Source organism: Parvibaculum sp. (genome assembly GCF_002684405.1).
In the GTDB taxonomy this organism is placed as follows: domain Bacteria; phylum Pseudomonadota; class Alphaproteobacteria; order Parvibaculales; family Parvibaculaceae; genus Parvibaculum.
In genome coordinates, this window is record NZ_NYVD01000043.1 from 1 (window position 1) to 22,499 (window position 22,499).

Sequence of the window (22,499 nt, forward strand, 5' to 3'; positions counted from 1 at the left end):
CCAGCGTGCTCAATGCCCGGCTCGCCGATTTGCGCGAGACGGGGATCGCGGAACATCGCGACGAGGAAGGCTATGCGCTGACCCCAATGGGGCGCGAACTGCTGGACAAGCTGATGCCACTCACCGACTGGGCGGAGCGCTGGGAACAGGCGCTGGGAAACAGGGAATAGCTGTCACCCCGGGCTTGTCCCGGGGCCCAGGGGTGTCGTCCCGGCAACGAGTGCCGGGACGACACTTTGAGAGGGTGACGCCGGGACAAAAAAAGGGCGCCGGTGATCCGGCGCCCTTCCCCCCGATGACAAGGCGCGCTCAGGCAGCCTCGTCCTTTTCCTGACCGGGCGTGTAGTTGAGGATCGGGGCGAGCCAGCGCTCCATCACCCTCAGTTCCATGCCCTTGCGCTCGGCATATTCGACGACCTGATCGCGCTCGATCTTGCCGACGCCGAAATATTCCGACTGCGGATGGCTGAAATACATGCCGCTCACCGAGGCGCCGGGCCACATGGCATAGCTCTCGGTCAGCTTCACGCCGATCTTGTCTTCCGCATCGAGCAGCTTGAAGAGCGCTTCCTTCTCGGTGTGATCGGGCTGCGCGGGATAGCCCGGCGCAGGCCGGATACCCTGATATTTCTCCTCGATGAGATCCTGACTGCTCAGATCCTCATCCGCCGCATAGGCCCAGAACTCCTTACGCACACGCTCATGCATATGCTCGGCAAAGGCCTCCGCCAGACGGTCGGCCAGCGCCTGGGAGAGAATGGCGCGATAGTCGTCATTCTTCTCCTTGAAGCCCTTGGCGATATCGTCCTCGCCGAAGCCCGCCGTGACGCAGAAGCCGCCGATATAATCCTCGACGCCGCTATCCTTGGGCGCGATGAAGTCGGCAAGCGCATAATTCGCGCGCTCCGACGACCGCTTCATCTGCTGGCGCAGCGTGTGGAAGACCTCCAGACGCTCCTTGCGGTCCTCGTCGGTATAGATCTCGATGTCGTCGACACCGATCTCATTGGCCGGCCAGAAGCCGATGACGGCGCGCGCCTGCAGCCATTTTTCCTCGACCATCTGCTTCAGCATTTCCTGCGCATCGTCGAAGAGCGAGCGCGCGGCCTCGCCGACCTTGTCGTCCTCGAAGATCTGCGGGTAGCGGCCATGCAGCTCCCAGGTCTGGAAGAACGGCGTCCAGTCGATATAGGGCACCAGCTTGTCGATCGGATAGTCGTCGAAAACCTTGGTGCCGAGGAAGGCCGGCTTCACCGGCTTCCAGTCCTTCCAGTCGGCCTTGAAGCGGTTCTCGCGGGCGCCTTCGATGGTCTGGCGCTCCTTCTTCTCCCTGCCGGCGGCGTGCTTCTCGGCAAGTTCCTTGTACTTGTCGCGAATGTCCGTGATGTAGGCGTCCTTCTTCTCGGAGATGAGATTGGAGGCAACGCCCACCGCGCGGCTCGCATCGGTCACATAGATCGCCTGCCCCGCCTTGTAGTTGGGGTTGATCTTCACCGCGGTGTGGATCTGGCTCGTCGTCGCGCCGCCGATGAGAAGCGGCACGTTGAAGCCCTGACGTTCCATCTCGGCGGCGACATAGCACATCTCGTCGAGAGACGGCGTGATGAGGCCGGAAAGCCCGATCATGTCCACCTTGTGCTCTTTCGCAGCTTCGAGAATCTTTTCGGCGGGCTGCATCACGCCCATGTCGATGACTTCGAAATTGTTACACTGAAGCACGACGCCCACGATGTTCTTGCCGATGTCATGCACATCGCCCTTCACCGTCGCCATCAGCACCTTGGCCGCGGCATCGTCGTCGGTGATGCCCATCTCTTCCTTTTCCTTCTCCATGAAGGGCATGAGATAGGCCACGGCCTGCTTCATCACGCGGGCGGATTTCACCACCTGCGGCAGGAACATCTTGCCCGAACCGAACAGGTCGCCGACGACGTTCATGCCGTCCATCAGCGGGCCTTCGATGACATGCAGCGGGCGCTCGAACTGGTGGCGCGCTTCCTCGACATCTTCCTCGATATAGGCGTTGATACCCTTCACCAGCGAATGCGAGATGCGCTCGTTCACCGGCATTTCGCGCCAGGCGAGATCTTCCTCGCGCTTCTTGCCGCCTTCGCCCTTGTAGCGTTCGGCGAGATCCAGCAGGCGTTCCGTCGCATCGTCGCGGCGATTGAGGATCACGTCCTCCACCGCTTCGCGCAGCTCCGGGTCGATATCGTCGTAAATGGCAAGCTGGCCGGCATTCACGATGCCCATATCCATGCCCGCCTGGATGGCGTGATAGAGGAACACCGAATGCATCGCCTCGCGCACGGGCTCGTTGCCGCGGAAGGAGAAGGAGATGTTCGACACGCCGCCCGAAATATGCGCGTAAGGCAGGTTCTGCTTGATGAGCTTGCACGCGTCGATGAACTCGACGGCGTAGTTGTTGTGCTCTTCGATACCGGTCGCGACCGCGAAGATATTCGGGTCGAACACGATGTCTTCCGGCGGGAAGCCGATCTTTTCGGTCAGCAGCTTGTAGGCGCGCTCGCAAATCTCGAATTTGCGCGCGGTCGTGTCGGCCTGGCCTTCCTCGTCGAACGCCATGACGACGGTCGCCGCGCCATATCGCATGATCTTGCGGGCTTCATTGAGGAACTTTTCCTCGCCCTCCTTCATGCTGATCGAGTTCACGATCGCCTTGCCCTGGACGCGCTTCAGGCCTTCCTCGATGACATTCCATTTGGAGCTGTCGATCATGATGGGCACGCGCGCAATGTCCGGCTCGGCCGCGATCAGGTTCAGGAACTTGATCATGGCCTCCTCGGAATCGAGCATGCCCTCGTCCATATTGATGTCGATGATCTGCGCACCGTTTTCGACCTGTTCGCGCGCCACCGAAAGCGCGTCGTCGTAACGGTCTTCCTGGATCATCTTCCGGAAGCGCGCGGAACCCGTCACATTGGTCCGCTCGCCGATATTGATGAAATTCGCCGTGGTCTGAGTCATCTCGCCCCGATCCTGCATTCTGTAAATTCAACTGGTCGCTGGCGCGCCCTTCCCGGCGCGCCGGGCGGACATCAATCCGCCGCGAAAGGCTCAAGGCCCGAAAGCCGCATCTTCCGTTCGATCTCGGGCACCTCGCGCGGTTTGCCCGATTTCACCGCATCGGCAATCGCCTTGATGTGATCCGGCGTGGTGCCGCAGCAGCCGCCCAGAATGTTGACGATGCCGGACGACGAGAACTCGCCGACGAGCTTCGACATCTGCTCCGGGCTTTCATCATATTCGCCCATCTCGTTGGGCAGGCCCGCATTGGGATGCGCAGAGACATAGGTGTCGGCGATGCGCGACAGCGTATCGATATGCTGGCGCATTTCCGCCGCGCCCAGCGCGCAATTGAGCCCGATGGAGAACGGCTTCACATGCCGGACCGAATTCCAGAAGGCTTCCGGCGTCTGGCCGGAAAGAAGCCGGCCGGACATGTCCGTAATCGTGCCGGAAATCATGATCGGCAGGTCGAGACCCGTCTCTTCCAGCACATCCTGGATCGCATAGAGCGCGGCTTTCGCGTTGAGCGTATCGAACACCGTCTCCACCAGAAGCGTATCCGCGCCGCCCTCGATCAGGCCCTTGGCCGCTTCCATATAGGCGGCGTGGAGCTTGTCGAAATTGACATTGCGGAAGCCCGGATCGTTCACATCCGGCGAGATGGACGCCGTGCGGTTGGTCGGCCCGAGCGTGCCTGCGACATAGCAGACGCGGCCCGGATTTTCCTCTTCGCAAATGTCCGCGGCCTCGCGCGCAATGCGGGCGCTTTCCACATTCATCTCATAGGCGAGATCTTCCATGTGGTAGTCGGCCTGGGCGATGCGCGTGGCGCCGAAAGTGTTGGTTTCGGCGAAGTCCGCGCCCGCGCGGTAATACTTCAGATGGATCTCGCGCAGAATGTCGGGCTGGACGAGCGAAATCAGCTCGTTATTGCCCTTCACGTCGCTCTCGTAATCCTTGAAGCGCTCGCCGCGATAATCCTCTTCACCCAGTTTGTACTCCTGGATCATGGTGCCCATGGCGCCATCGAGAATGAGCACGCGCTTCTTCACTTCCTCGCGGAGATAGGCGATGCGCTCTTCGCGCGTCTTGGGATGAGACATGAGTGTCTTCCTTGCATTCGAATTAAGCGTTTGAAACTCAGGCGGGCTCTGCGCCCCTATCAAGCAGGCTCTGCGACCGCCGCATGTTTCGGGCGCATGCCCAGCACATGGCAGATCGCGAAAGTCAGGTCGGCCTGGTTCAGCGTGTAGAAGTGGAACCGGTCGAAGCCGTAGCCGCGCAGCGTGTTCACCTGTTCGGTGGCCACATAGGCCGAGATGAGCTTGCGCGTCGGCAGGTCCTCGTCGAGGCCGGTGTAATAGTCCTCGAGCCAGTCCGGCACGGAGGCGCCGCAGCGGCCGGCCATGCGCTTGATGCCCTTGAAATTGGTGGTCGGCATGATGCCCGGCACGATGGGCGCATCGATGCCCGCCGCGCGCGCCTTTTCAAGGAACTCCGCATGGCGGTCCGTATCGAAAACGAACTGGGTGATGGCCCGGTCCGCGCCCGCTTCGATCTTGCGCTTCAGAAGCTCGATATCGGCTTCGAGCGACTCCGACTCCGGATGCTTTTCCGGATAGGCGCTCACCGAGACTTCGAAATCGGCGATCTTCTTGATGCCCTCGATCAGATCCGGCGTGGACTGATAGCCCTCCGGATGCGGCTCGTAAGGCGCGCCAAGCTCGGGCATGTCGCCCCTGAGCGCCACGATGTGGCGGATACCCGCATCCCAATAGGCGCGGATCACCGCATCCGTTTCCGCCTTGGAGGCGCCGACGCAGGTCAGATGCGCGGCAGGCTCGAGCGAGGTCTCGTTGCGGATGCGCTTCACCGTTCCGTGCGTGCGCTCGCGCGTGGACCCACCCGCCCCATAGGTGACGGACACGAATTGGGGGTTAAGCGGTTCCAGTCGCTTGATCGATTTCCAGAGCGCTTCTTCCGCCTTGTCGTCCTTGGGCGGAAAAAACTCGAACGACACCTGCGTGCGTTCGTCGCCGGTCTTGCGGCTGTCAAAACCCATATTACTTGGCTCCTTCGAGTTGGCGCGCCTGCTTTGCCCCTGTGCCTTTCGCGGCCGGCGTTTCCGCCTTGTCCGCGACCCAGATCAGGACGGTCAGCTTGGCGTCGTCATCCTTCTTGTTTTCTGTTTCAGGCGGCAGGCGCCTGACTTCTTTGAGGGACAGCCCGGCTTCGCTCAGCCAGTCCGCCACCTCCTCTTCCGAGAACCCGAGGCGCCGGTGCTGATGTTTCTCGCGCAGAAAGTCGAGATCGTGCGGCGCAAAATCCGCGATCAGCAGGCGTCCACCCGGTTTCATCACACGGGCAGCCTCAGCAATGGCCGCCCCCGGCTCGTCCAGGTAATGCAGCACCATGTGCAGCGTCACCAGATCCACCGTGTTGTCCTGTACCGGCAGGTCGTAGAGATCGCCCTGCCGTACCGAACAATGCTCAAGCTCAGGCCGGGCGAGATGCGCACGCGCAAAGCCCAGCATTTCCGGACTAAGGTCGATGCCATAGCCCGTTTTGGCGCGCGGCCCGAACAGCTCCAGAAGCCGCCCGGTGCCGGTGCCGAGATCCAGCATCACATCCATGCTCTCGTCGCCCGACAGGTCCAGCAACGCCGCTTCGACCTTGTCCTCGGGCACATAGAGGGACCTGATCCGGTTCCACTCTTCGGCATTGGCGCGGAAATACTCCGCCGCCTTTTCGGCCCGCGAGGCGCGAACCGCCTCCAGCCGCTCCAGATCCCGCGCGATCACGAGATCTTCCGAGGGGATGAGCGCCACCAGCTGCGCCGCGAGATCGGCCACGGGGCCCGCGCTCGCCAGCCGGTAAAACACCCAGCTTCCCTCCCGAAACCGTTCCAGAAGCCCGGCTTCGCACAGCAACTTGAGGTGACGGCTCACCCGCGGCTGGCTCTGCCGCAGAATCTGCGTCAGTTCCGTCACCGTCAGTTCGCTCCTTGCCAGAAGCGCCATCAGCCGCAGACGAGTAGGCTCGCCTGCCGCCCTCAAACCTGAAAGAAGCTGCTCCACGCGCTGTCCTCCGTTAATCACCGCGCAGATATAAACATATCTTTATGTGTTTTTCAAAGGCCTGCTCGCCCTAAACTGCGTCCGTCCGCAGCAATTCGGCAACAGCCATGGTTAAAATGGCCGGTTGCCGCCGCGTCCGCATCTGGCAGCCCCCTCTCACTTATGGTACCTAGAAGCCAAGCTGGACCGCTGAGTTGCGCCCCCCGAATGCAATTTTCCCGGCGCATTCATTGGAATTTAAGCGATCTGAACCACTTTGGTCGTAAGGGGTACCGGGGGTGCCGCCGACATTGCCGAAGCCGAGGACGCAACCGCCAAGCGTATGAACGCCGGTGGGAATGGGGTTTCGACACCCTACGTTGTGGTATCCGACGCCAATATGGCACCGGGATGACGGGCAGAAAGAATGATGAAGAGAATGGTGAGGCCTTTGAAAAGGCGGCTGACGGCAAATAGCTCGGCCCTCATTCTGGCGATCGCAGCCCTGACGGCGACGTCGCAAAGCGCTTTTGCGGTCTCCGCAGGCGGCGATTCGGCGGCGATGCAGGCCACGACCGTCGATTCGGACCCCGCCGATGCCGACGATTCCAACGATCCGCTGGAACCGGCCAACCGCTATTTCTTCGAGTTGAACCGCTTTCTGGACACCATCGCCCTGAAACCCATGGCGACCTGGTATCGCGGCGTCGTGCCGGGCGTGGGCCGGAATGCCGTTCGCAACTTTCTCGACAACCTGAAAAGCCCGGTGATTCTCGTCAACGACCTACTGCAGGGCGAATGGGACCGCGCGGGCACCACTGCCGAACGCTTCGGCATCAACTCCACCGTCGGCGTGCTGGGCCTTTTCGACCCGGCCGAGGGCTGGGGCATGCCGCAGCACAGCGAAGATTTCGGCCAGACGCTGGGCACATACGGGGTGAACGAAGGCCCCTATCTCTATCTGCCGGTGCTCGGCCCCGCCCCGCCCCGCGACCTCACAGGCTTCGTCGTGGACCAGTTCTTCGATCCGATCACCTATATCTACTGGAACAAGTCCATGACGGTGCCGGTGACGCGCTTCGTGGTGAACGGCATCGATCAGCGCGCCCGCAGCCTCAACGCCCTCGATCAGATCGAGCGCACTTCCGTGGACTATTACGTGACAATCCGCAGCCTGTATCGACAGAGCCGCAGGAACGAGATCGCCAATGGCCGCACGGATGTGAACGACCTGCCGGACATCGAAAACCTAAATTTCGACACAAACGAACCGAACACTCCAAGCAGTTGATTAAGGACCGTTCGCCTGCGGCGTAATCGGCTGCCGGGGCCGGGGTACCCAATACGCGGTGAGAACCCGCCAAAGGAGACGATTGAATGACGATCACCTCCCCGAAGCCGGCAGCCACCGGCTTCTTTCAAACGCTTCTGAACGCCGTCGCCAAGCCCGCGGGCACCGCGGCGCTTGCGCTGGGCATTGCTCTTTCGGGCCTGCTGGCGACAACCCCCGCCCGCGCCGCTTCCGACCAGAAGGCGATCAAGTTCGTCGAGGATCTGGGAGCCGAGGCCATCGGTGTCATTTCCGACAAGTCGGTCGGCAAGCAGGCCATGGAAGACAAGTTCCAGACGCTGCTCCAGAAAAATGCCGATCTGAGAAAGATCGCCGCCTTTTCGCTGGGCCGCTATGTCCGCACGCCGAACGACGCGCAGAAGACGGAATATCTCAAGCTCTTCGAGACCTTCATCGTGAAGGTCTATGTCACCCGCCTCTCCGACTATAATGACGAGAAGTTCGACGTGACGGGCGCGCAGGAGAAGGGCTCCAAGGGCCGCGAAGTGATCGTGTCGAGCCAGATCAGGTTCACCAACGGACGCCAGCCCGTGGATGTGAAGTGGTGGCTCCTGCGCGAAGACGACGGCTTCAAGGTCTTCGACGTGAACGTCGCCGGCATCTGGCTCGCCCAGGAGCAGCGCGACCAGTTCACCTCGATCCTGAACAGTAATAATGGCGACTTCGCCGCCCTGCTCGATCACCTGAAGACGAAGATCGGCCAGGCTGAAAAGGGCCAGGTCAACGCCGCCATGTCGGATGGCAAGAACAACGCGAACTGACCGGCTTTCACGGCTCCGGGGCAACAAGGCTCCAAGACAAAACGGCGCGGGATACCCCCCGCGCCGTTTTTTTTCGCCTTGATGATACGAAAATCGATAACGGGACAATCGTTAACGATATCGATTCATTTCCCGTTAAATGCTTGGGAAAAGAATGCCCCCGTTAAAGAAGCAGTGCGCGACGGGATCCCCGAGTGACGGCAGTTTTCAAAAGTCCAAGTAACGACGCCAGTCCGGATGCCGGGCGCTCGCCGACGAGCCTCGCCTTTCAGCGTGCCTGGGAAGCCATCGAGAAAACCGGCCCCATTCCGGACAAGGCGCAGTTCCGCGCGGAGCGCTTCGCGGCCTTCCTGCCGATCATCTTTCTGCTGGAACTCAATGCAGGCCCCGAAAACCGGCTGATCGTCCGCCTTGCCGGGGAAAGGTTCCGCAGTGGATTGGGGCTGAACCCGACGGGGGAGAATTATATCGATTACGTTACCAGAGAGCATCGGCCCAACTCCGGCGCATCGCTCTTCAGCCTGTTCGACACGCCGCCGCGCGGACGTTGGGTCCAGAAGACCCTCGTCCACGGAAGCGGCTTCCGCCAGGACATCACCCTCACCCAGTTTCCGATGATTTCGAAAGCGGACGGGCAGCGCTTCGTGATCGGTATCGCGGAAGGCATCCGCGAGGACCTGCGGCATGCCCCGGATGGCCGCTTCCATTTCGAGAATGGCGGCACCGATCTCTTCATCGACATCGACACGTAGGACGAGGGCCGATCGAGCCGGATCGGTCACCTGCTGGAAAGGCGTGGATGGCCCGGACAAGCCGGGCCATGACACATATTCTTCCTGACGCCCCCGCCCCTAGCGGCTGAAACGCTTGTACTTGATGCGATGCGGCACTTCCGCTTCCGGGCCGAGGCGGCGTTTGCGGTCTTCTTCGTAATCCGCGTAATTGCCTTCGAACCATTCCACATGGCTGTCGCCCTCAAAGGCCAGCATGTGGGTGGCGATGCGGTCGAGGAACCAGCGGTCATGCGAGATGACCACGGCGCAACCGGCGAAGTTCACCAGCGCATCTTCCAGCGCGCGCAGCGTATCGACGTCGAGATCGTTGGTCGGTTCGTCGAGCAGCAGCAGATTGCCGCCGGACTTCAGCATCTTGGCCAGATGCACACGGTTACGCTCACCGCCTGAAAGAAGGCCGACCTTCTTCTGCTGGTCGCCGCCGCGGAAGTTGAAAGCCCCCACATAGGCGCGGCTGTTCATCGTCGTCTTGCCGAGTTCGATAATGTCCGTGCCGCCGGAGATTTCCTCCCACACCGTCTTGTTCGGATCGAGATCGTCGCGGCTCTGATCGACATAGCCGAGCGTCACCGTCTCGCCGATCTTGAGCGTTCCTTCGTCGGGCGTCTCCTGCCCCGTCAGCATCTTGAAGAGCGTGGACTTACCCGCGCCATTGGGACCGATCACGCCGACAATGCCGCCGGGCGGCAACTGGAAGGAAAGATCGTCGATCAGCAGCCGGTCGCCGAAGCCCTTTTTCAGATGATCGGCCTCGATGACCGTGCCGCCGAGACGCGGCCCCGGCGGAATGATGATCTGGGCGCGGCCTTCCTGCGCACGGCCGGCTTCCGCCAGCAGCTCGTCATAGGCGTTGATACGCGCCTTGCTCTTGGCCTGACGCGCCTTCGGGCTCTGCTTGATCCATTCAAGCTCGCGGGCAAGCGTGCGCTGCTTCGCCTCGTCATGCCTGGCTTCCTTCTCGAGACGCTTCTCCTTCTGCTCAAGCCATGAGGAATAGTTGCCCTCGTAAGGGATGCCCTGCCCGCGGTCGAGTTCGAGGATCCAGCCCGTCACATTGTCGAGGAAATAGCGGTCATGGGTGACGAGCACCACGGTGCCCGCATATTCCTTGAGGTAGTTCTGCAGCCAGGCGACCGATTCCGCATCGAGATGGTTGGTCGGTTCGTCGAGCAGCAGCATGTCCGGCGCCTCGAGCAGCAGCCGGCACAGCGCCACGCGGCGGCGCTCGCCGCCCGACAGCGTCGAGACATCCGCATCGCTGTCCGGACAGCGCAGCGCGTCCATCGCCATCTCGACCTGGCTGTCGAGATCCCAGAGGTTCTGCGCGTCGATCTGGTCCTGAAGCGCGGCCATCTCTTCCGCCGTTTCGTCGGAATAGTTCATGGCCAGTTCGTTGTAGCGGTCGATCATCGCCTGCTTGGGCGCCACGCCCAGCATGACATTGCCCTTCACATCGAGGCTATCGTCGAGCTGAGGCTCCTGCGCGAGATAGCCGATCTTCGCGCCTTCCGCCGCCCAGGCCTCGCCCGTGTACTCCTTGTCCACGCCTGCCATGATCCGCAGCAGCGTCGATTTACCCGCGCCGTTCAGACCGACAACGCCGATCTTGGCGCCGGGGAAGAACGAAAGACGGATGTCCTTCAGAACCTGCTTGCCGCCCGCATAGGTCTTGGACAGCCGGTCCATGACGTAAACATACTGATAAGAGGCCATACGCCGCTTTCCTCGCTTGGACGCCGGGTAAACCCGGCCCGTTTTGTCGGGATTTGGATTTGGCCCTCCTTCTATCGGATCGGCGTTTTTCGGGCAACGCCGCTCACACCGGGGCCTTTTCAGGCGGGTCTCATGGTTGAGACGGCGGGGAATCGCGCTAGGTCCCCTGTGACGTCTTTGGTGACGTCTTTGGTGACGTCTTTAGCGACACCATGATCGACGCTATTCACGGCGCCATTCGTCATGTTTTCTGCCGCGTTAACCATAGCACTACCTTTCACGTCGATTGTCACACCTGTTGCCATGTCTACCCAAGGGAGAAGCTGGATGCTCCGTTCAGACCGCTCACACATCCGAAACGCAGCGCTGGCCGTGCTGGCCCTGGCCGCCGCGTCCTTTGCGCCCGCCGCCATCGCGACGGCGCAGGCCGCCACCATGCCCCAGATGCAGGCGAGCTTCGCCGAGACCCGCGCCCAGGGCCGCGCCGCCCTGCTCTCGCGCATGATTGCCGAGATCGGCGCCCGGCCCGACGAGGCCTCCGCCATTCTGGACGCGGCCATCGCCGCCTCCCCCGCCGATGAGAACATTCTGCGCGCCACCGCCTCGGCCGCTTTCCCGCAGACCGAATTCGCCGCCGCGCCCCAACCGGCAGCCGAAACGGCGGCCAAGGAAGAAAAGCCCCGCATTTTCACCGGCGAGGTGGCGGCGGGCGCCAATGTGACGTCGGGGAATACCGACTCCACCGCGGCCAGCCTGTCGACGGCGCTGCAATGGGACTTCGGCAAATGGGAAGTCGAATCCAATGGCAGCCTGGAATACGCCTCCGACGGCGACACCAAGACCACGCAGCGCTACTACCTCGACAGCACCGTCAGGCGCGACCTGAACGAACGCCTCTATGCGTTCGGATTTGCGAGCTACACGGACGATCAGTTCTCCGGCTACAAATACGAGACGGCGGGCAATGCCGGCCTCGGCTACCGCATCTATACCGGCAAGGTTTTCAAACTCGATGTCGAAGCCGGTCCCGGCTATCGCTATAGCGAACTGACGAACGGCGGCGTGGAGACCGAACCGACCGCGCGTATCGCCTCGGGCCTCGTCTGGAACCTGAACGACAATGCGAAACTGACCAACGATATTGCGGTCAATGTGGGAACCGACAAGACGATCTCCACCGACACGCTGGCGCTCACCACCAAGCTGATCGGCGCGCTTGCGGCCCGGGCTTCGGTGGAACTCCGCCACAATTCCGCGCCGCCCGCCGGAAGCGAGGAACTGGACACCACGTCCAAACTGTCGCTGGTCTATTCCCTGAACTGAGAGTTCTTCGCAACGCAACGGGGGCCTGCCTAATCCGCAAGCGCGGAGTGAAGGCAGGCTGCCCATTTTTCAGGCTATCGCAGTGCAGCAACGAAAAATTGCTGCCTGACGGAGCAAATTCCCCCCTTGGCACGGACGGATTCCCCTTCATACTCATAACGCTTGCTCACGCCGCCGACATGGCGGCGCGAAAGGGGGGCGCCTTTGCGGCAGCTTCCACAGGCTCGAAAAAAAATGGAAGGAGTGTCCATATGACAGGCCGACACTGGACCAAGACGCTGCCGATGCTGGCGGCCGCCGCCTTGGCGGGAAATCTGATGACCAGCCCCGTGCACGCCGAGGACAATGTCCTCTACGTATACAACTGGTCCGACTACATCGCCGAGGACACGGTACAGAAATTCGAAGACGAGACCGGTATCAAGGTCACCTACGACGTCTATGACAGCAACGACGTGCTGGAAGCGAAACTGCTCGCAGGCAATTCCGGTTACGACGTGGTCGTCCCCTCCGCGTTCCCCTATCTGGAACGCCAGGTGAAGGGCGGCGTCTACATGAAGCTCGACAAGAGCATGATCCCGAACTTCAAGCTGCTCGATCCCGGTCTGATGAAGACCGTCGCGCAGGCCGACCCCGGCAACGAACATGCCGCCATTTACATGTGGGGCACGACGGGCATCGGCTACAACAAGGCCAAGATCGACGAGATCGCGCCCGACGCGCCGACGAACAGCTGGGACATGGTGTTCAAGCCGGAGATCGTCTCCAAGTTCAAGGATTGCGGCGTCGAGATGCTGGACGCGCAGGGAGACATGATCCCGATCGCGCTCAACTATCTGGGCCTCGACCCGAACTCGCATGACGCGGCCGACCTGCAGAAGGCGCAGGATCTGTTCATGAAGATCCGCCCCTATATCCGTACCTTCAACTCCTCGGAATACATCAACGACCTCGCCAATGGCGATGCCTGCCTCGTGGTGGGCTGGTCGGGCGACATCCTGCAGGCCCGCGACCGCGCCGACGAAGCCGAAAACGGCGTCGAGGTCAATTTCGTGATCCCGAAGGAAGGCACGCTGGTCTGGTTCGACAACCTCGCCGTGCCGAAGGATGCGCCGCATCCGGAGAATGCCATGAAGTTCATCAACTTCATGCTGTCGCCGAAGATCGAGGCGGCGAACTCCAACTACATCGCCTATGCGAACGGCGTACCCGCCTCCAAGGAATATATCGACGACGACGTGAAGAACGATCCGTCGATCTATCCGACCGAGGAGGTCCAGGAGAAGCTCTTCGTGGCCAGGACAGCGCCCACGAACTTCCAGCGCCTGATGACGCGCGCATGGACGAAGATCCGCACGGGTCAGTAAACGAAAACATGAAAGGCCGGATGGACCCCCATCCGGCCTTTTACATATGCAGCCTCCCGGGATGAGTTTTCACCACAACAAAACGGGTACCGACGTTGAGTGATACGAACGCACCACCAGAAGCAAGCGGTATGCGCCTGTACCGTTTTTTCGAATTGCATGGCCGCCGCATGACGCTTGCAGCCCGCAAGCTGGGGATAACCGGCCGCTCGCTCGTCATCGGCATTCCTTTCGCCTGGCTGTTCCTGTTCTTCGTGGTGCCCTTCGTCATCGTGCTGAAGATCAGCTTCGCCACGCAGATCATCGGCATTCCGCCCTATACCGACTTCCTGGACTGGAGCGGCGGCGGCTGGTGGCCGACATTCAACATCGACACGTCCAACTACGAGTTCCTGCTTTCCGATTCCCTTTATACGGTCGCCTATCTGACCTCGATCAAGATCGCGGTCGTCTCGACATTTCTCTGCCTGCTGGTCGCCTATCCGATGGCCTATGGCATTGCGCGCACGAGCCCGCGCTATCGCAACATCTTCCTGTTGCTGATCATCCTGCCCTTCTGGACCTCGTTCCTGCTGCGCGTCTATAGCTGGATCGGGATCCTGAAATATAACGGGCTGCTGAACAATTTCCTTATCTGGACCGGCATCATCAGCGATCCGCTGCCGATGCTGCACAATGATTTCTCGGTCTATCTGGGCATCGTCTATTCCTACCTGCCCTTCATGCTGCTTCCGCTCTACGCCAACCTTGAACGGATGGACAAATCGCTCCTCGAAGCGGCCGCCGATCTCGGCGCCTCCAAGACGCGCGCCTTCTTCACGGTGACGGTCCCGCTCTCGATCCCGGGCGTCATTGCCGGATCGCTGCTCGTCTTCATTCCCGCCGTCGGCGAATTCGTCATCCCCTCGCTGCTGGGCGGCACGAGCACGCTGATGATCGGCCGGGTGCTGTGGGACGAGTTCTTCCAGAACACCGCATGGCCGGTCGCCTCATCCGTCGCCATCGTGATGCTGCTCATCCTGGTCGTGCCGATCATGGTGTTCCAGCGCTTCCAGATGAGAGAGGACTAGGCTCATGAACAAGGGAAACTCTCTTTTCATCAAGACCATGATGCTGCTGGGCTTCGTCTTCCTCTATGCGCCCGTGCTGCTGCTGATGCTCTATTCCTTCAACGAGTCGAAACTCGTGACGGTCTGGGCCGGCTTTTCCACCAAATGGTATGCGGCGCTGCTTCAGGACGACCAGATCCTCAACGCGGCCTGGCTGAGCCTGAAGATCGCGGCGATCAACTCCACCATCGCCATCGTCATCGGAACGCTCGCGGCCATCACGCTGGTCCGGTTCGGCAAGTTTCTGGGCCGCACCATGATGACCTGGATGATCGCCGCCCCGCTCGTCATGCCAGACGTCATTCTCGGCCTGTCGCTGCTGCTGCTCTTCGTGTCGATGAGCGCCGTCATCGGCTTCCCGGAAGGGCGCGGCATGCTGACGATCATCATCGCGCATGTCACCTTCTCCTCCGCCTATGTCTCCGTCATCGTGCAGGCCCGCCTGTCGAGCCTCGACCGCTCCTATGAGGAAGCCGCGATCGACCTCGGCGCGGGGCCCGTCACGGTCTTCCGCACGGTGACGCTGCCGCTCATCATGCCCTCGGTCATCGCGGGCTGGCTCCTGTCCTTCATCATGTCCTTCGACGATCTGGTGATTGCGAGCTTCGTGAGCGGTCCGTCCTCCTCGACGCTGCCCATGGTGATCTTTTCCAAGGTGCGCCTCGGCCTCAATCCGGAGATCAACGCGCTGGCCACCATCGTCATCACGCTGGTGTCGATCGGCGTCGCGGCGGCGGGCATCGTGCTCGCCCGGCAGGCGGCGAAAGCCAACAATCCCGGCGGCATGGGCGCGGCCTTTGCCCAGGCGGCGGATTAGGGAAGCTGCGGATTTAGAGACGGGTCGTCATTGCGAGCGAAGGCGAAGCAATCCAGAGGCGGCAGGCTCAAGCGCTGGATTGCTTCGTCGGCTGCCGCCTCGCGCGCATGACAATTTCGGGTTGATGAACCCGCGCCTCAGAACCCGGGCGCGTCGACGCCGGGCAGCGGCAGCCTGAGCCACCAGATCGCCACGACGAGGGCGGCGAGCAGCACGCCCCACATGACGAAATTGGTGATGACGGAGGCCCGCGAGGCCTTCTGCTCCCACCAGGTGCGCGGCTTGATACCCTTGGCGACGAACACCGCCTGGGCGGCGAGATTGACGCAGACCACATTGACGCCGAGCAGCACGGCGGCCCCGATGGCGCCCTGCCAGTCGCCCGCCCCCAGCATGATCCCCGCGGTCACGGCGGGCGGCATCAGCGCCACGGCGACCATGACGCCGACCAGCGCACTCGACAGCCCCGTGATGAGCGACAGCACCGCCGCCGCGCCGGAAGCCAGCGCCAGCGCCACGGCGTCATAGCCCGTCACGGTGCGGCTGACGAGCTGATGCGCGGTAAACCCGCCGGTCCACACCAGGGCGGTTGCCGCACCCACCATCAGCGTGATGGAGATGCCGGCCAGATTGCTCACCATGGAGCGGATCATGAGCTCGCGGTCGCCCAGCGCGGTCGCCAGCGCAAAGGCGAGATTGGGCCCGAGCAGCGGCGCGATGACCATGGCGCCGATCACGACGGCCAGATTGTCGTCGAGCAGCCCGATCCCGGCCACGATGGCCGACAGGATGACGAGGATGAAAAACGAGGAATCGGGCTCCGCGCCGCGCGCCACCTCATCGTAGATTTCCTCGCGGCTGGCGGTGCTCCCCGCGAAGGCGCTGCGCCGCTCCGCCGCCTCGCGCTCGGGCTTGGGCACCATGGCTTCCACCGGCAGGACGACGGCCCGCCAGTCCTCGCCCCGCCCCACGGCCTGCTGCACGGCATCGGTGAACCCCTGCACCTGCTTCGTCTCGCAGACGACGCGCACGAAGCAGCGCTTTTCCTCCACGCTTCCGTCCAGACCGACGAAGACGTCGTCGGCCTCCTGCTGCTCGGCCAGCGCCTTCAGCGTGTCGGCATAGCCCTCGGGCGCCGTTACCTCGACCACACGAAGCGTCATGGAAAGCCGTCTCCCCAGATGAATCGGAAGACGAGCCTAGCGGTCGAACGGCCTTGCCGCATCATGGAAAAACGGATTGTCACCCCCGGCGGGCCAGATAGGCGTCGGCCAGCTCGACAAGCCGCTCGCGGCCGAAGCTCGGATCGTGGCCCGCATGGACGACACGCACAGGCAGCTCCCGCAGGCGCTTCATGGTGCGGACATAGACCTCGATATCGGCCCCCTCGATTTCGTCGAGCAGCGGCCCGTCGTAAATCGCATCGCCTGAAAAGAGCGTGCCCGTCGCCTCTTCCCACAACCCGATACTGCCCGGCGAATGGCCCGGCAGGTGCAGCACCTCGAAATGCCGGTCGCCGAGATCGACGATATCGCCCTCTGTGACGATTTCCGTGACGACGGCGCCCTTCAGCTCATAGGCGTCGATGTCATAGCCTTCATAGGGCAGCGCCGTGATGAGATCGCTGTCGAGCTCGTAGCCCGCGCGGCGCAGGCTCTCGACATAGGCCGGGTTCATTTCCGCCAGGCGCAGCGTGCCGCGGTCGCGCGGCGCGCGGAGATCGTCCGCTTCCAGCTCATGCACCAGATTGTCGTCGAACTCATGATGACCGCCCACATGGTCGATATGCGTATGCGTGGCGACGGCGGTGATCTTTTTGTCGAGCAGATTGACCGCCGCTTCCCTGAGGCTGGCGACCCCCATGCCGGTGTCGATCATCAGATCGCGGTCGCGGCCCCGCACATGCCAGATATTGCAGCGCATGAGGGGCACCACATGCGGCTCCCACAACAGCGTGACATCGTCGCCGATGCGCTTCATCTCGAACCAGCTCTCGGCAATGGGCAAACTCGTCATCGATAAACTCCGGTACGCGTGTGAAGCGACATGATGAGCCCTGCCGCACGGCCCATCAACCACGCGCCACGGGCGACCACGGCTGAAACCGCTGTTTCCCGGCACCAAAGAAATTACCGGGCCGGGGGAAGCATGTTAATGTGGTCCATTATGGCGATTCCAGCCCGAGCGCAGGAACGCTTTCGAAGTTTTTGGGGGACGACCGAACAATGAAATATGCGAATGCGACGCGCGGCACGCTGATCGCCGCGCTGGGATTGCTTGTGACCGGCTTCCCGGCCGCAGCCGATGCACGGCCGAGAATCGAAACAGACAGCTCCAGCTCCGTCGTCCAGGACGGCGCCGGCATCGCCTCCGCCGGGCAGATCGCCGGCTCTATCGCCAACCATCTGACGGGCGGCACGGGCGGCACCGGCACACAGACCAGCGCCGCCGAGGCAACGGGCGTCGCGGCGGGCGACGGCGCGGCCCCGGCGGGAACGCTCTGGTTCAACGCCGGTGCGATGCGCGTCGATGACAGCCATACGGGCGCGAATTACGACGGCGATATCTACAATGCCGTGCTCGGCTACGACGTTGCGCTGACGGACAGCCTGACGCTGGGCCTTGCCGGCGGCTATGAGCGCATCCGCATCGACACGAAATACAATAGCGGCACGCTGAAGGGGAATGTGTGGAGCATCGCGCCCTATCTCTCCTATCGCATCGACGACATGCTGAGCTTCAACGCGACGGTCGGCCATAGCTGGGCGGACTACGACGTCACCCACACCGTAAGCGCGACCGGCAGCACGAACGGCAAGCGCTGGTTCGGCGCGGCGAACCTCGTCGCCGAACAGAATGTCGAGGCGTGGCGCCTGTCGGAGACGCTGGGCTATCTCTATGTCTCGGAAACGCAGGACGCCTATACCGAAAGCGGTGTCGGCGCGCTGACCGTGGCGGAATCGAAGCGGCATCTCGGCCAGATCCGCGTCGGCGGCAAGGCGGGCTATGAAATCCCGACAAGCTTCGGCCATGTGACGCCCTATCTCTCGGCGCGCGCGGAATTCGACGTGAACAAAAGCTCTGATGTGGTGCTGACCAGCGGCGCCACCGTCTCGCGCGACGATTTCGGCGCCACCTTCGGCGCAGGCGTGGACGGCTCCATCGGCGGCAATATGGATTTCCGCCTGGAAGCCACCACCGAAGCCTTCCGCGACAACTACAAGGCCTATGGCGTCTCGGCGACGGTTTCGCTGAAGTTCTGAGGACTAATCCGAAAACCAGGAAGGCTGTCCCGTTTCACGCGGGGCAGCCTTTGACGGCTTCGGGCGACACCCTTCTCCCTTCCGTCTCCGGGTGGCGTAAGCCACCCGAAGCCCGTCAGGGCGAAGGGTGGTGGGCCCGGCAGGACTCGAACCTGCGACCAAACCGTTATGAGCGGTTCGCTCTAACCAACTGAGCTACAGGCCCCCTCCTTCGCGATTCTGCATATAGCAGAATTCGCAAAGCGGAAGAAGCAGGAGGGCCTCCGAGAAGGGCCGAGCGCCGCAATTTTGCCCCGATTGGGAGAGAGCGTTACGCTTAAGGGTACTCAGAAGACATCAACGACAAGGAGACGTCATGGCCGCCCATGGCAATCGTTCCACAGGCTTCCACCCTCTTTTCCTCGCCGCGGTACTGGCCGCCGCGTCCCTCTTTCCGCTCGCCGCGCAGGCCGCCGACGATGCCGACGCAACGCCGCGCACCATCTCCGTGACGGGCCATGGCGAGGTGCAGGCCGAACCCGACATGGCCTCCATCCAGACCGGCGTGACGAGCGAGGCCGATACGGCCCGCGCGGCGCTGGACGCCAATACGCAAGCCATGCAGCAGGTGCTGGACGGGCTGAAGGAAATGGGGATCGCGGAGAAGGATCTGCAGACCTCGCAATTCTCCATCTATCCCGTCTATCGCAACGACAAGACCACCGACAACGCACCGAAAGTCATCGGCTACCGGGTGACGAACCAGCTCGCCGTGATCGTCCGTGACCTGACGAAGCTGGGCGACATTCTCGACAAGACCGTCTCTCTCGGCTCGAACCAGATGAACGGCATCCGCTTTTCCATCGACGATACGGCAAAGCTCGAGGACGAAGCCCGCAAGGCCGCGGTGAAGGACGCGCTGCACAAGGCCAAGCTCCTGGCGGGCGCCTCCGGCGTGTCGGTGGGCCGCATCCTCACCATTCAGGAAAGCGGCAGCTCCATGCCCTCGCCCGTCTATATGAAGGCCAGCATGATGGAAGCGCGCGCCTCCTCCGTGCCGGTCGCCGCGGGCGAGCAGACGGTGTCGGCCAATGTCTCGATGACGATAGAGATCGACTAGAGCGTTTCCGGAAAAGTGGACGCCGGTTTTCCGGCGAAAACGCGACAAACAAAAATCTGATCCCGCACACGCAGGCGTGATTGGACGGATGACCGGCCCCGTTTCAACATGGGGCCGGTTTTCTTTTGCGGAGTCGTGGCATGTCGATCGAGATGGTGAAGGAATATTACGGGCGGACGCTCAAGGGGTCCGACGACCTCCAGACGGATGCCTGCTGCGATCTCGACGCGATCCCGCCCCATATCCGCACCGTGCTGAGCGAAATCCACCCCGACGTGACGGCGCGCTATTACGGTTGCGGCCTCGTCGTGCCGGAAAAGCTCGAAGGCGCGCATGTGCTCGATCTCGGCTGCGGCACGGGGCGCGACGTCTTCGCGCTGGCAAAGCTCGTCGGGCCGACGGGATCGGTAACCGGCGTGGACATGACGGCGGAACAGATCGGCCTCGCCCGCGAACATGAGCAATGGCATGCGGCGCGCTTCGGCTACGATGCGCCGAACACACGCTTTCTCGACGGCTATATCGAAGGGCTGGACGCACTCGACATCGCGCCCGGCTCGCTCGACATCATCGTCTCGAACTGCGTCATCAATCTCTCGCCCGACAAAGAGGCGGTGCTGAAAGGCGCCTACCGCCTGCTGAAGCCCGGCGGCGAGATCTATTTCTCGGACGTCTATGCCGACCGCCGGCTCGACGCGCGTCTCCGCGACGACCCGGTGCTGCTGGGCGAATGCCTCGCGGGGGCGCTCTACTGGAACGACTTCCTCACGCTCGCAAAACAGGCGGGCTTTGCCGATCCGCGCCTCGTCACCAACCGCCCGCTTGCCATCGGCGACCCGGCGATTGCGGAAAAGCTCGGCGGGGCGTCATTCCACTCCGCGACCTATCGCCTGTTCAAGATCGAAGGGCTGGAAGGCTCATGCGAGGATTACGGCCAGGCGGTGATCTACAAGGGCGGCGTCCGCCACGCCGAGCACCGCTTCACACTCGACAATCATCACGTGATCGAAAAGGGCCGCGTCTTCCCGGTCTGCGGCAACACCTTCCGTATGCTGAAGGAGAGCCGCTTCGCGCCGCATTTCGAGTTCATCGGGGATTTCGGCACACATTACGGCATCTTCCCCGGCTGCGGCACGAATATCCCGTTCATGGGCGGCGCGGCGGACGGGGAAACCTCGGGGGCCTGCTGTTAGGAAAACACCTTTCATTTCACCAAATATTACCTGACCGAACTAATGAGATGCGAAAGAAGATCAAATCAATAGCGGTAACAGGAGTACAGTTTTAAGATAGGATCAAGAACATCGATCGGATCCGTACTCGTGAAATGAAAATGTCTTTGGCAGAATGGACTCAAACGATTGCTGCAGCAATCGCAATCCTCGGAGCATTACTTTCTGGTACAATCTATCTTGTACATTCACGAGAAGGCTCCATCCAAGAAACACGAAAAATACTAGCAACCACTTGGACGAATGAAGGCGATATTAGCTCGAAAGAATATAATTTCATCGATTTGTCGCTGGAACTCAAAGATGGAGACCTCTACGGAACCCTAACCTCTCCCCAGAAAGACGGTCCCTATGATGTCAATGTTGACGTGGGATGGTTTTCAAGCCGAGCAACAATTTCGGAACTCTATGGTCGCCGCGTCGTCACTGTCGCGACAGTTCGCCTTAAGATAAAAGGCAACAACAATCGTTTGGCGTGGACTGTCGTTAGCGGTTCACCTCCATCAATCATTCCAAGAAATACTACGCTGTGGCTGTCCCCGATGAGAGACGCGCAATAGTTCAGACCGCCGCCATCTCCAGAATGCGATTGCCCTCACCGAGCTGAATGACGCTCGGTTCCCAGCTTTTCGCTTCCTCATCCGACATCTGCGCATAGGAAACGACGATCACCAGGTCGCCGGTATCGGCCTTGTGCGCGGCGGCGCCGTTGAGACCGATCATGCCGGAGCCCGCGGGCGCCTCGATCGCATAGGTGGTCAGCCGCTCGCCATTGGTGATGTTCAGCACATCCACCTGCTCGTTCGGCAGGATGCCGCTGGCGGCCAGCAGATCCTTGTCGATGGAAATGGAACCGACATAGTGCAGATCGCACTGCGTAACCGTGGCGCGATGCAGCTTCGCCTTGAGCATGGTGAGGATCATGGGGGCCAACTCCCTCCCGAATGGACCAATATGGCCGCGCGTTTTAGCGGATGGGGGAAAAGAAGTCCATGCGCCACCCGAGCCGCTGCCGGGCCGGTTTTCCCGGGGATTTCCGTGACCTCCCCTGCCCCTTATAAGTAAAAACCCCTATAAGAAAATATGCATAAATCACAATCATTTTGAACTTGAAAACGATTCTCAAATGTAAGCTCTTTTCGAACAAGTATTCATTTGACGAATTCTATGACTCCCAGAATTATCGCCAAATATCGATTCCCCCGGTGCCGACGGCCCCGCCCCAGCGGCAGCCATTCCTCTCCGGAACGCGAACGAGCAGCTCGTAGGCCTGCCTTCGCAACAACCGGCCGAATCGCTGACAGCAATAGATGAGCGAGGCGCGTCCTCGCCGCATAAGGGGGACATCGTGACTGCAAGACATTCCGCAACCATCCGCACGCTTTCCATCGCCGCATGGACGGGCGGCCTTCTGCTTTCCGCTTCGGCAACCGCGATAGCGGCCAATCTCGACGTGAGCGGCACGCCCGGACAGACCTACACCGTCAACGGCGACGAAACCTACGACCGGGTCAATGCGGGCAATGCGGCGGGCGAGACCGGCACGATCAACGTCAATGCCGGCAACACGCTGACCACCGGCTC

The 22,499-nt window shown here is 61.6% G+C and carries 18 protein-coding genes, 1 tRNA gene and 1 pseudogene; 12 read left to right on the plus strand and 8 right to left on the minus strand.

From position 1 onward, the window contains the following. Positions 1 to 309: 309 nt before the first annotated feature. From metH to CMI59_RS03800, 3 genes and pseudogenes are all read right to left on the minus strand, one after another. A pseudogene (gene metH / locus CMI59_RS03790) lies at positions 310 to 4,073 on the minus strand (methionine synthase); the annotation flags it as partial. 119 nt (positions 4,074 to 4,192) lie between these two features. Further along, the gene (metF, locus tag CMI59_RS03795; RefSeq protein ID WP_293324967.1) at positions 4,193 to 5,092 is read right to left on the minus strand and encodes a methylenetetrahydrofolate reductase [NAD(P)H]; all 900 of its coding nucleotides are present in this window, start codon (positions 5,090 to 5,092) and stop codon (positions 4,193 to 4,195) included. 1 nt (position 5,093) lies between these two features. Then, complete coding sequence (locus tag CMI59_RS03800; protein WP_293324970.1) at positions 5,094 to 6,107, minus strand: metalloregulator ArsR/SmtB family transcription factor; 1,014 nt, start codon at positions 6,105 to 6,107, stop codon at positions 5,094 to 5,096. Between the two features lie 418 nt (positions 6,108 to 6,525). Here CMI59_RS03800 and CMI59_RS03805 point away from each other — a divergent pair, with 418 nt between their 5' ends. The 3 genes from CMI59_RS03805 to CMI59_RS03815 all read left to right on the plus strand — a co-directional run bounded on the left by CMI59_RS03805 (position 6,526) and on the right by CMI59_RS03815 (position 8,950). After that, complete coding sequence (locus tag CMI59_RS03805) at positions 6,526 to 7,377, plus strand: VacJ family lipoprotein (RefSeq protein ID WP_293324973.1); 852 nt, start codon at positions 6,526 to 6,528, stop codon at positions 7,375 to 7,377. 86 nt (positions 7,378 to 7,463) lie between these two features. After that, entirely contained in the window at positions 7,464 to 8,198 is a 735-nt protein-coding gene (locus CMI59_RS03810) for an ABC transporter substrate-binding protein (RefSeq protein WP_293324975.1), read from the plus strand. A gap of 194 nt (positions 8,199 to 8,392) precedes the next feature. After that, positions 8,393 to 8,950 carry a hypothetical protein gene (locus tag CMI59_RS03815; protein ID WP_293324977.1) on the plus strand — a complete coding sequence of 186 codons (558 nt, stop codon included), beginning with the start codon at positions 8,393 to 8,395 and terminating at the stop codon, positions 8,948 to 8,950. Between the two features lie 99 nt (positions 8,951 to 9,049). Here CMI59_RS03815 and ettA read toward each other — a convergent pair whose 3' ends face one another. After that, positions 9,050 to 10,705 (minus strand): energy-dependent translational throttle protein EttA, encoded by a 1,656-nt coding sequence (gene ettA, locus CMI59_RS03820; protein ID WP_293324979.1) that lies wholly within the window; start codon positions 10,703 to 10,705, stop codon positions 9,050 to 9,052. A gap of 327 nt (positions 10,706 to 11,032) precedes the next feature. On the opposite strand from ettA, the gene CMI59_RS03825 reads away from it, so the two are divergent. The 4 genes from CMI59_RS03825 (at position 11,033) to CMI59_RS03840 (ending at position 15,321) form a co-directional block, all read left to right on the plus strand. Further along, positions 11,033 to 12,028 (plus strand): DUF481 domain-containing protein, encoded by a 996-nt coding sequence (locus CMI59_RS03825; protein WP_293324982.1) that lies wholly within the window; start codon positions 11,033 to 11,035, stop codon positions 12,026 to 12,028. A gap of 251 nt (positions 12,029 to 12,279) precedes the next feature. After that, the gene (locus tag CMI59_RS03830; RefSeq protein WP_293324985.1) at positions 12,280 to 13,395 is read left to right on the plus strand and encodes a polyamine ABC transporter substrate-binding protein; all 1,116 of its coding nucleotides are present in this window, start codon (positions 12,280 to 12,282) and stop codon (positions 13,393 to 13,395) included. 131 nt (positions 13,396 to 13,526) lie between these two features. Beyond that, positions 13,527 to 14,465 (plus strand): ABC transporter permease subunit, encoded by a 939-nt coding sequence (locus tag CMI59_RS03835; protein ID WP_293324987.1) that lies wholly within the window; start codon positions 13,527 to 13,529, stop codon positions 14,463 to 14,465. A gap of 4 nt (positions 14,466 to 14,469) precedes the next feature. Further along, positions 14,470 to 15,321 (plus strand): ABC transporter permease subunit, encoded by an 852-nt coding sequence (locus CMI59_RS03840; RefSeq protein WP_293324989.1) that lies wholly within the window; start codon positions 14,470 to 14,472, stop codon positions 15,319 to 15,321. 137 nt (positions 15,322 to 15,458) lie between these two features. On the opposite strand, the gene CMI59_RS03845 is transcribed toward CMI59_RS03840, so the two are convergent. After that, complete coding sequence (locus CMI59_RS03845) at positions 15,459 to 16,484, minus strand: TIGR00341 family protein (RefSeq protein WP_293324992.1); 1,026 nt, start codon at positions 16,482 to 16,484, stop codon at positions 15,459 to 15,461. Positions 16,485 to 16,563: 79 nt separating this feature from the next. Continuing rightward, positions 16,564 to 17,337, minus strand: a complete 774-nt coding sequence (locus CMI59_RS03850) for an MBL fold metallo-hydrolase (protein WP_293324995.1) — start codon at positions 17,335 to 17,337, stop codon at positions 16,564 to 16,566. A 209-nt stretch (positions 17,338 to 17,546) separates the two neighbouring features. Between CMI59_RS03850 and CMI59_RS03855 the strand changes: the two genes are divergently transcribed. Beyond that, on the plus strand, positions 17,547 to 18,584 hold the full coding sequence (locus tag CMI59_RS03855) for an autotransporter outer membrane beta-barrel domain-containing protein (protein WP_293324997.1): 1,038 nt from the start codon (positions 17,547 to 17,549) through the stop codon (positions 18,582 to 18,584). 128 nt (positions 18,585 to 18,712) lie between these two features. Here CMI59_RS03855 and CMI59_RS03860 read toward each other — a convergent pair. Then, a tRNA-Ile gene (locus CMI59_RS03860) sits at positions 18,713 to 18,789 on the minus strand. 150 nt (positions 18,790 to 18,939) lie between these two features. Between CMI59_RS03860 and CMI59_RS03865 the strand changes: the two genes are divergently transcribed. The 3 genes from CMI59_RS03865 (at position 18,940) to CMI59_RS03875 (ending at position 21,475) form a co-directional block, all read left to right on the plus strand. After that, the gene (locus tag CMI59_RS03865) at positions 18,940 to 19,683 is read left to right on the plus strand and encodes an SIMPL domain-containing protein (protein ID WP_293325000.1); all 744 of its coding nucleotides are present in this window, start codon (positions 18,940 to 18,942) and stop codon (positions 19,681 to 19,683) included. 140 nt (positions 19,684 to 19,823) lie between these two features. Then, positions 19,824 to 20,876, plus strand: coding sequence for a methyltransferase domain-containing protein (locus CMI59_RS03870; protein ID WP_293325003.1), 1,053 nt, complete (start codon positions 19,824 to 19,826; stop codon positions 20,874 to 20,876). A 140-nt stretch (positions 20,877 to 21,016) separates the two neighbouring features. Beyond that, positions 21,017 to 21,475 carry a hypothetical protein gene (locus CMI59_RS03875; protein WP_293325006.1) on the plus strand — a complete coding sequence of 153 codons (459 nt, stop codon included), beginning with the start codon at positions 21,017 to 21,019 and terminating at the stop codon, positions 21,473 to 21,475. Between the two features lies 1 nt (position 21,476). Here CMI59_RS03875 and panD read toward each other — a convergent pair whose 3' ends face one another. Next, positions 21,477 to 21,839 (minus strand): aspartate 1-decarboxylase, encoded by a 363-nt coding sequence (panD, locus tag CMI59_RS03880; protein WP_293325009.1) that lies wholly within the window; start codon positions 21,837 to 21,839, stop codon positions 21,477 to 21,479. 424 nt (positions 21,840 to 22,263) lie between these two features. Between panD and CMI59_RS03885 the strand changes: the two genes are divergently transcribed. After that, positions 22,264 to 22,499: hypothetical protein (locus CMI59_RS03885; protein ID WP_293325012.1), on the plus strand; the 236-nt coding region annotated here is incomplete at its 3' end.

What these genes read in the sequence shown, in the direction of transcription:
- metF (WP_293324967.1), bottom strand. Translation starts at nt 5,092, where the DNA reads ATGGGTTTTGACAGCCGCAAGACCGGCGACGAACGCACGCAGGTGTCG.
- CMI59_RS03805 (WP_293324973.1), top strand. Translation starts at nt 6,526, where the DNA reads ATGGTGAGGCCTTTGAAAAGGCGGCTGACGGCAAATAGCTCGGCCCTC.
- CMI59_RS03810 (WP_293324975.1), top strand. Translation starts at nt 7,464, where the DNA reads ATGACGATCACCTCCCCGAAGCCGGCAGCCACCGGCTTCTTTCAAACG.
- ettA (WP_293324979.1), bottom strand. Translation starts at nt 10,705, where the DNA reads ATGGCCTCTTATCAGTATGTTTACGTCATGGACCGGCTGTCCAAGACC.
- CMI59_RS03825 (WP_293324982.1), top strand. Translation starts at nt 11,033, where the DNA reads ATGCTCCGTTCAGACCGCTCACACATCCGAAACGCAGCGCTGGCCGTG.
- CMI59_RS03830 (WP_293324985.1), top strand. Translation starts at nt 12,280, where the DNA reads ATGACAGGCCGACACTGGACCAAGACGCTGCCGATGCTGGCGGCCGCC.
- CMI59_RS03835 (WP_293324987.1), top strand. Translation starts at nt 13,527, where the DNA reads ATGCGCCTGTACCGTTTTTTCGAATTGCATGGCCGCCGCATGACGCTT.
- CMI59_RS03840 (WP_293324989.1), top strand. Translation starts at nt 14,470, where the DNA reads ATGAACAAGGGAAACTCTCTTTTCATCAAGACCATGATGCTGCTGGGC.
- CMI59_RS03845 (WP_293324992.1), bottom strand. Translation starts at nt 16,484, where the DNA reads ATGACGCTTCGTGTGGTCGAGGTAACGGCGCCCGAGGGCTATGCCGAC.
- CMI59_RS03850 (WP_293324995.1), bottom strand. Translation starts at nt 17,337, where the DNA reads ATGACGAGTTTGCCCATTGCCGAGAGCTGGTTCGAGATGAAGCGCATC.
- CMI59_RS03855 (WP_293324997.1), top strand. Translation starts at nt 17,547, where the DNA reads ATGAAATATGCGAATGCGACGCGCGGCACGCTGATCGCCGCGCTGGGA.
- CMI59_RS03865 (WP_293325000.1), top strand. Translation starts at nt 18,940, where the DNA reads ATGGCCGCCCATGGCAATCGTTCCACAGGCTTCCACCCTCTTTTCCTC.
- CMI59_RS03870 (WP_293325003.1), top strand. Translation starts at nt 19,824, where the DNA reads ATGTCGATCGAGATGGTGAAGGAATATTACGGGCGGACGCTCAAGGGG.
- CMI59_RS03875 (WP_293325006.1), top strand. Translation starts at nt 21,017, where the DNA reads ATGTCTTTGGCAGAATGGACTCAAACGATTGCTGCAGCAATCGCAATC.
- panD (WP_293325009.1), bottom strand. Translation starts at nt 21,839, where the DNA reads ATGATCCTCACCATGCTCAAGGCGAAGCTGCATCGCGCCACGGTTACG.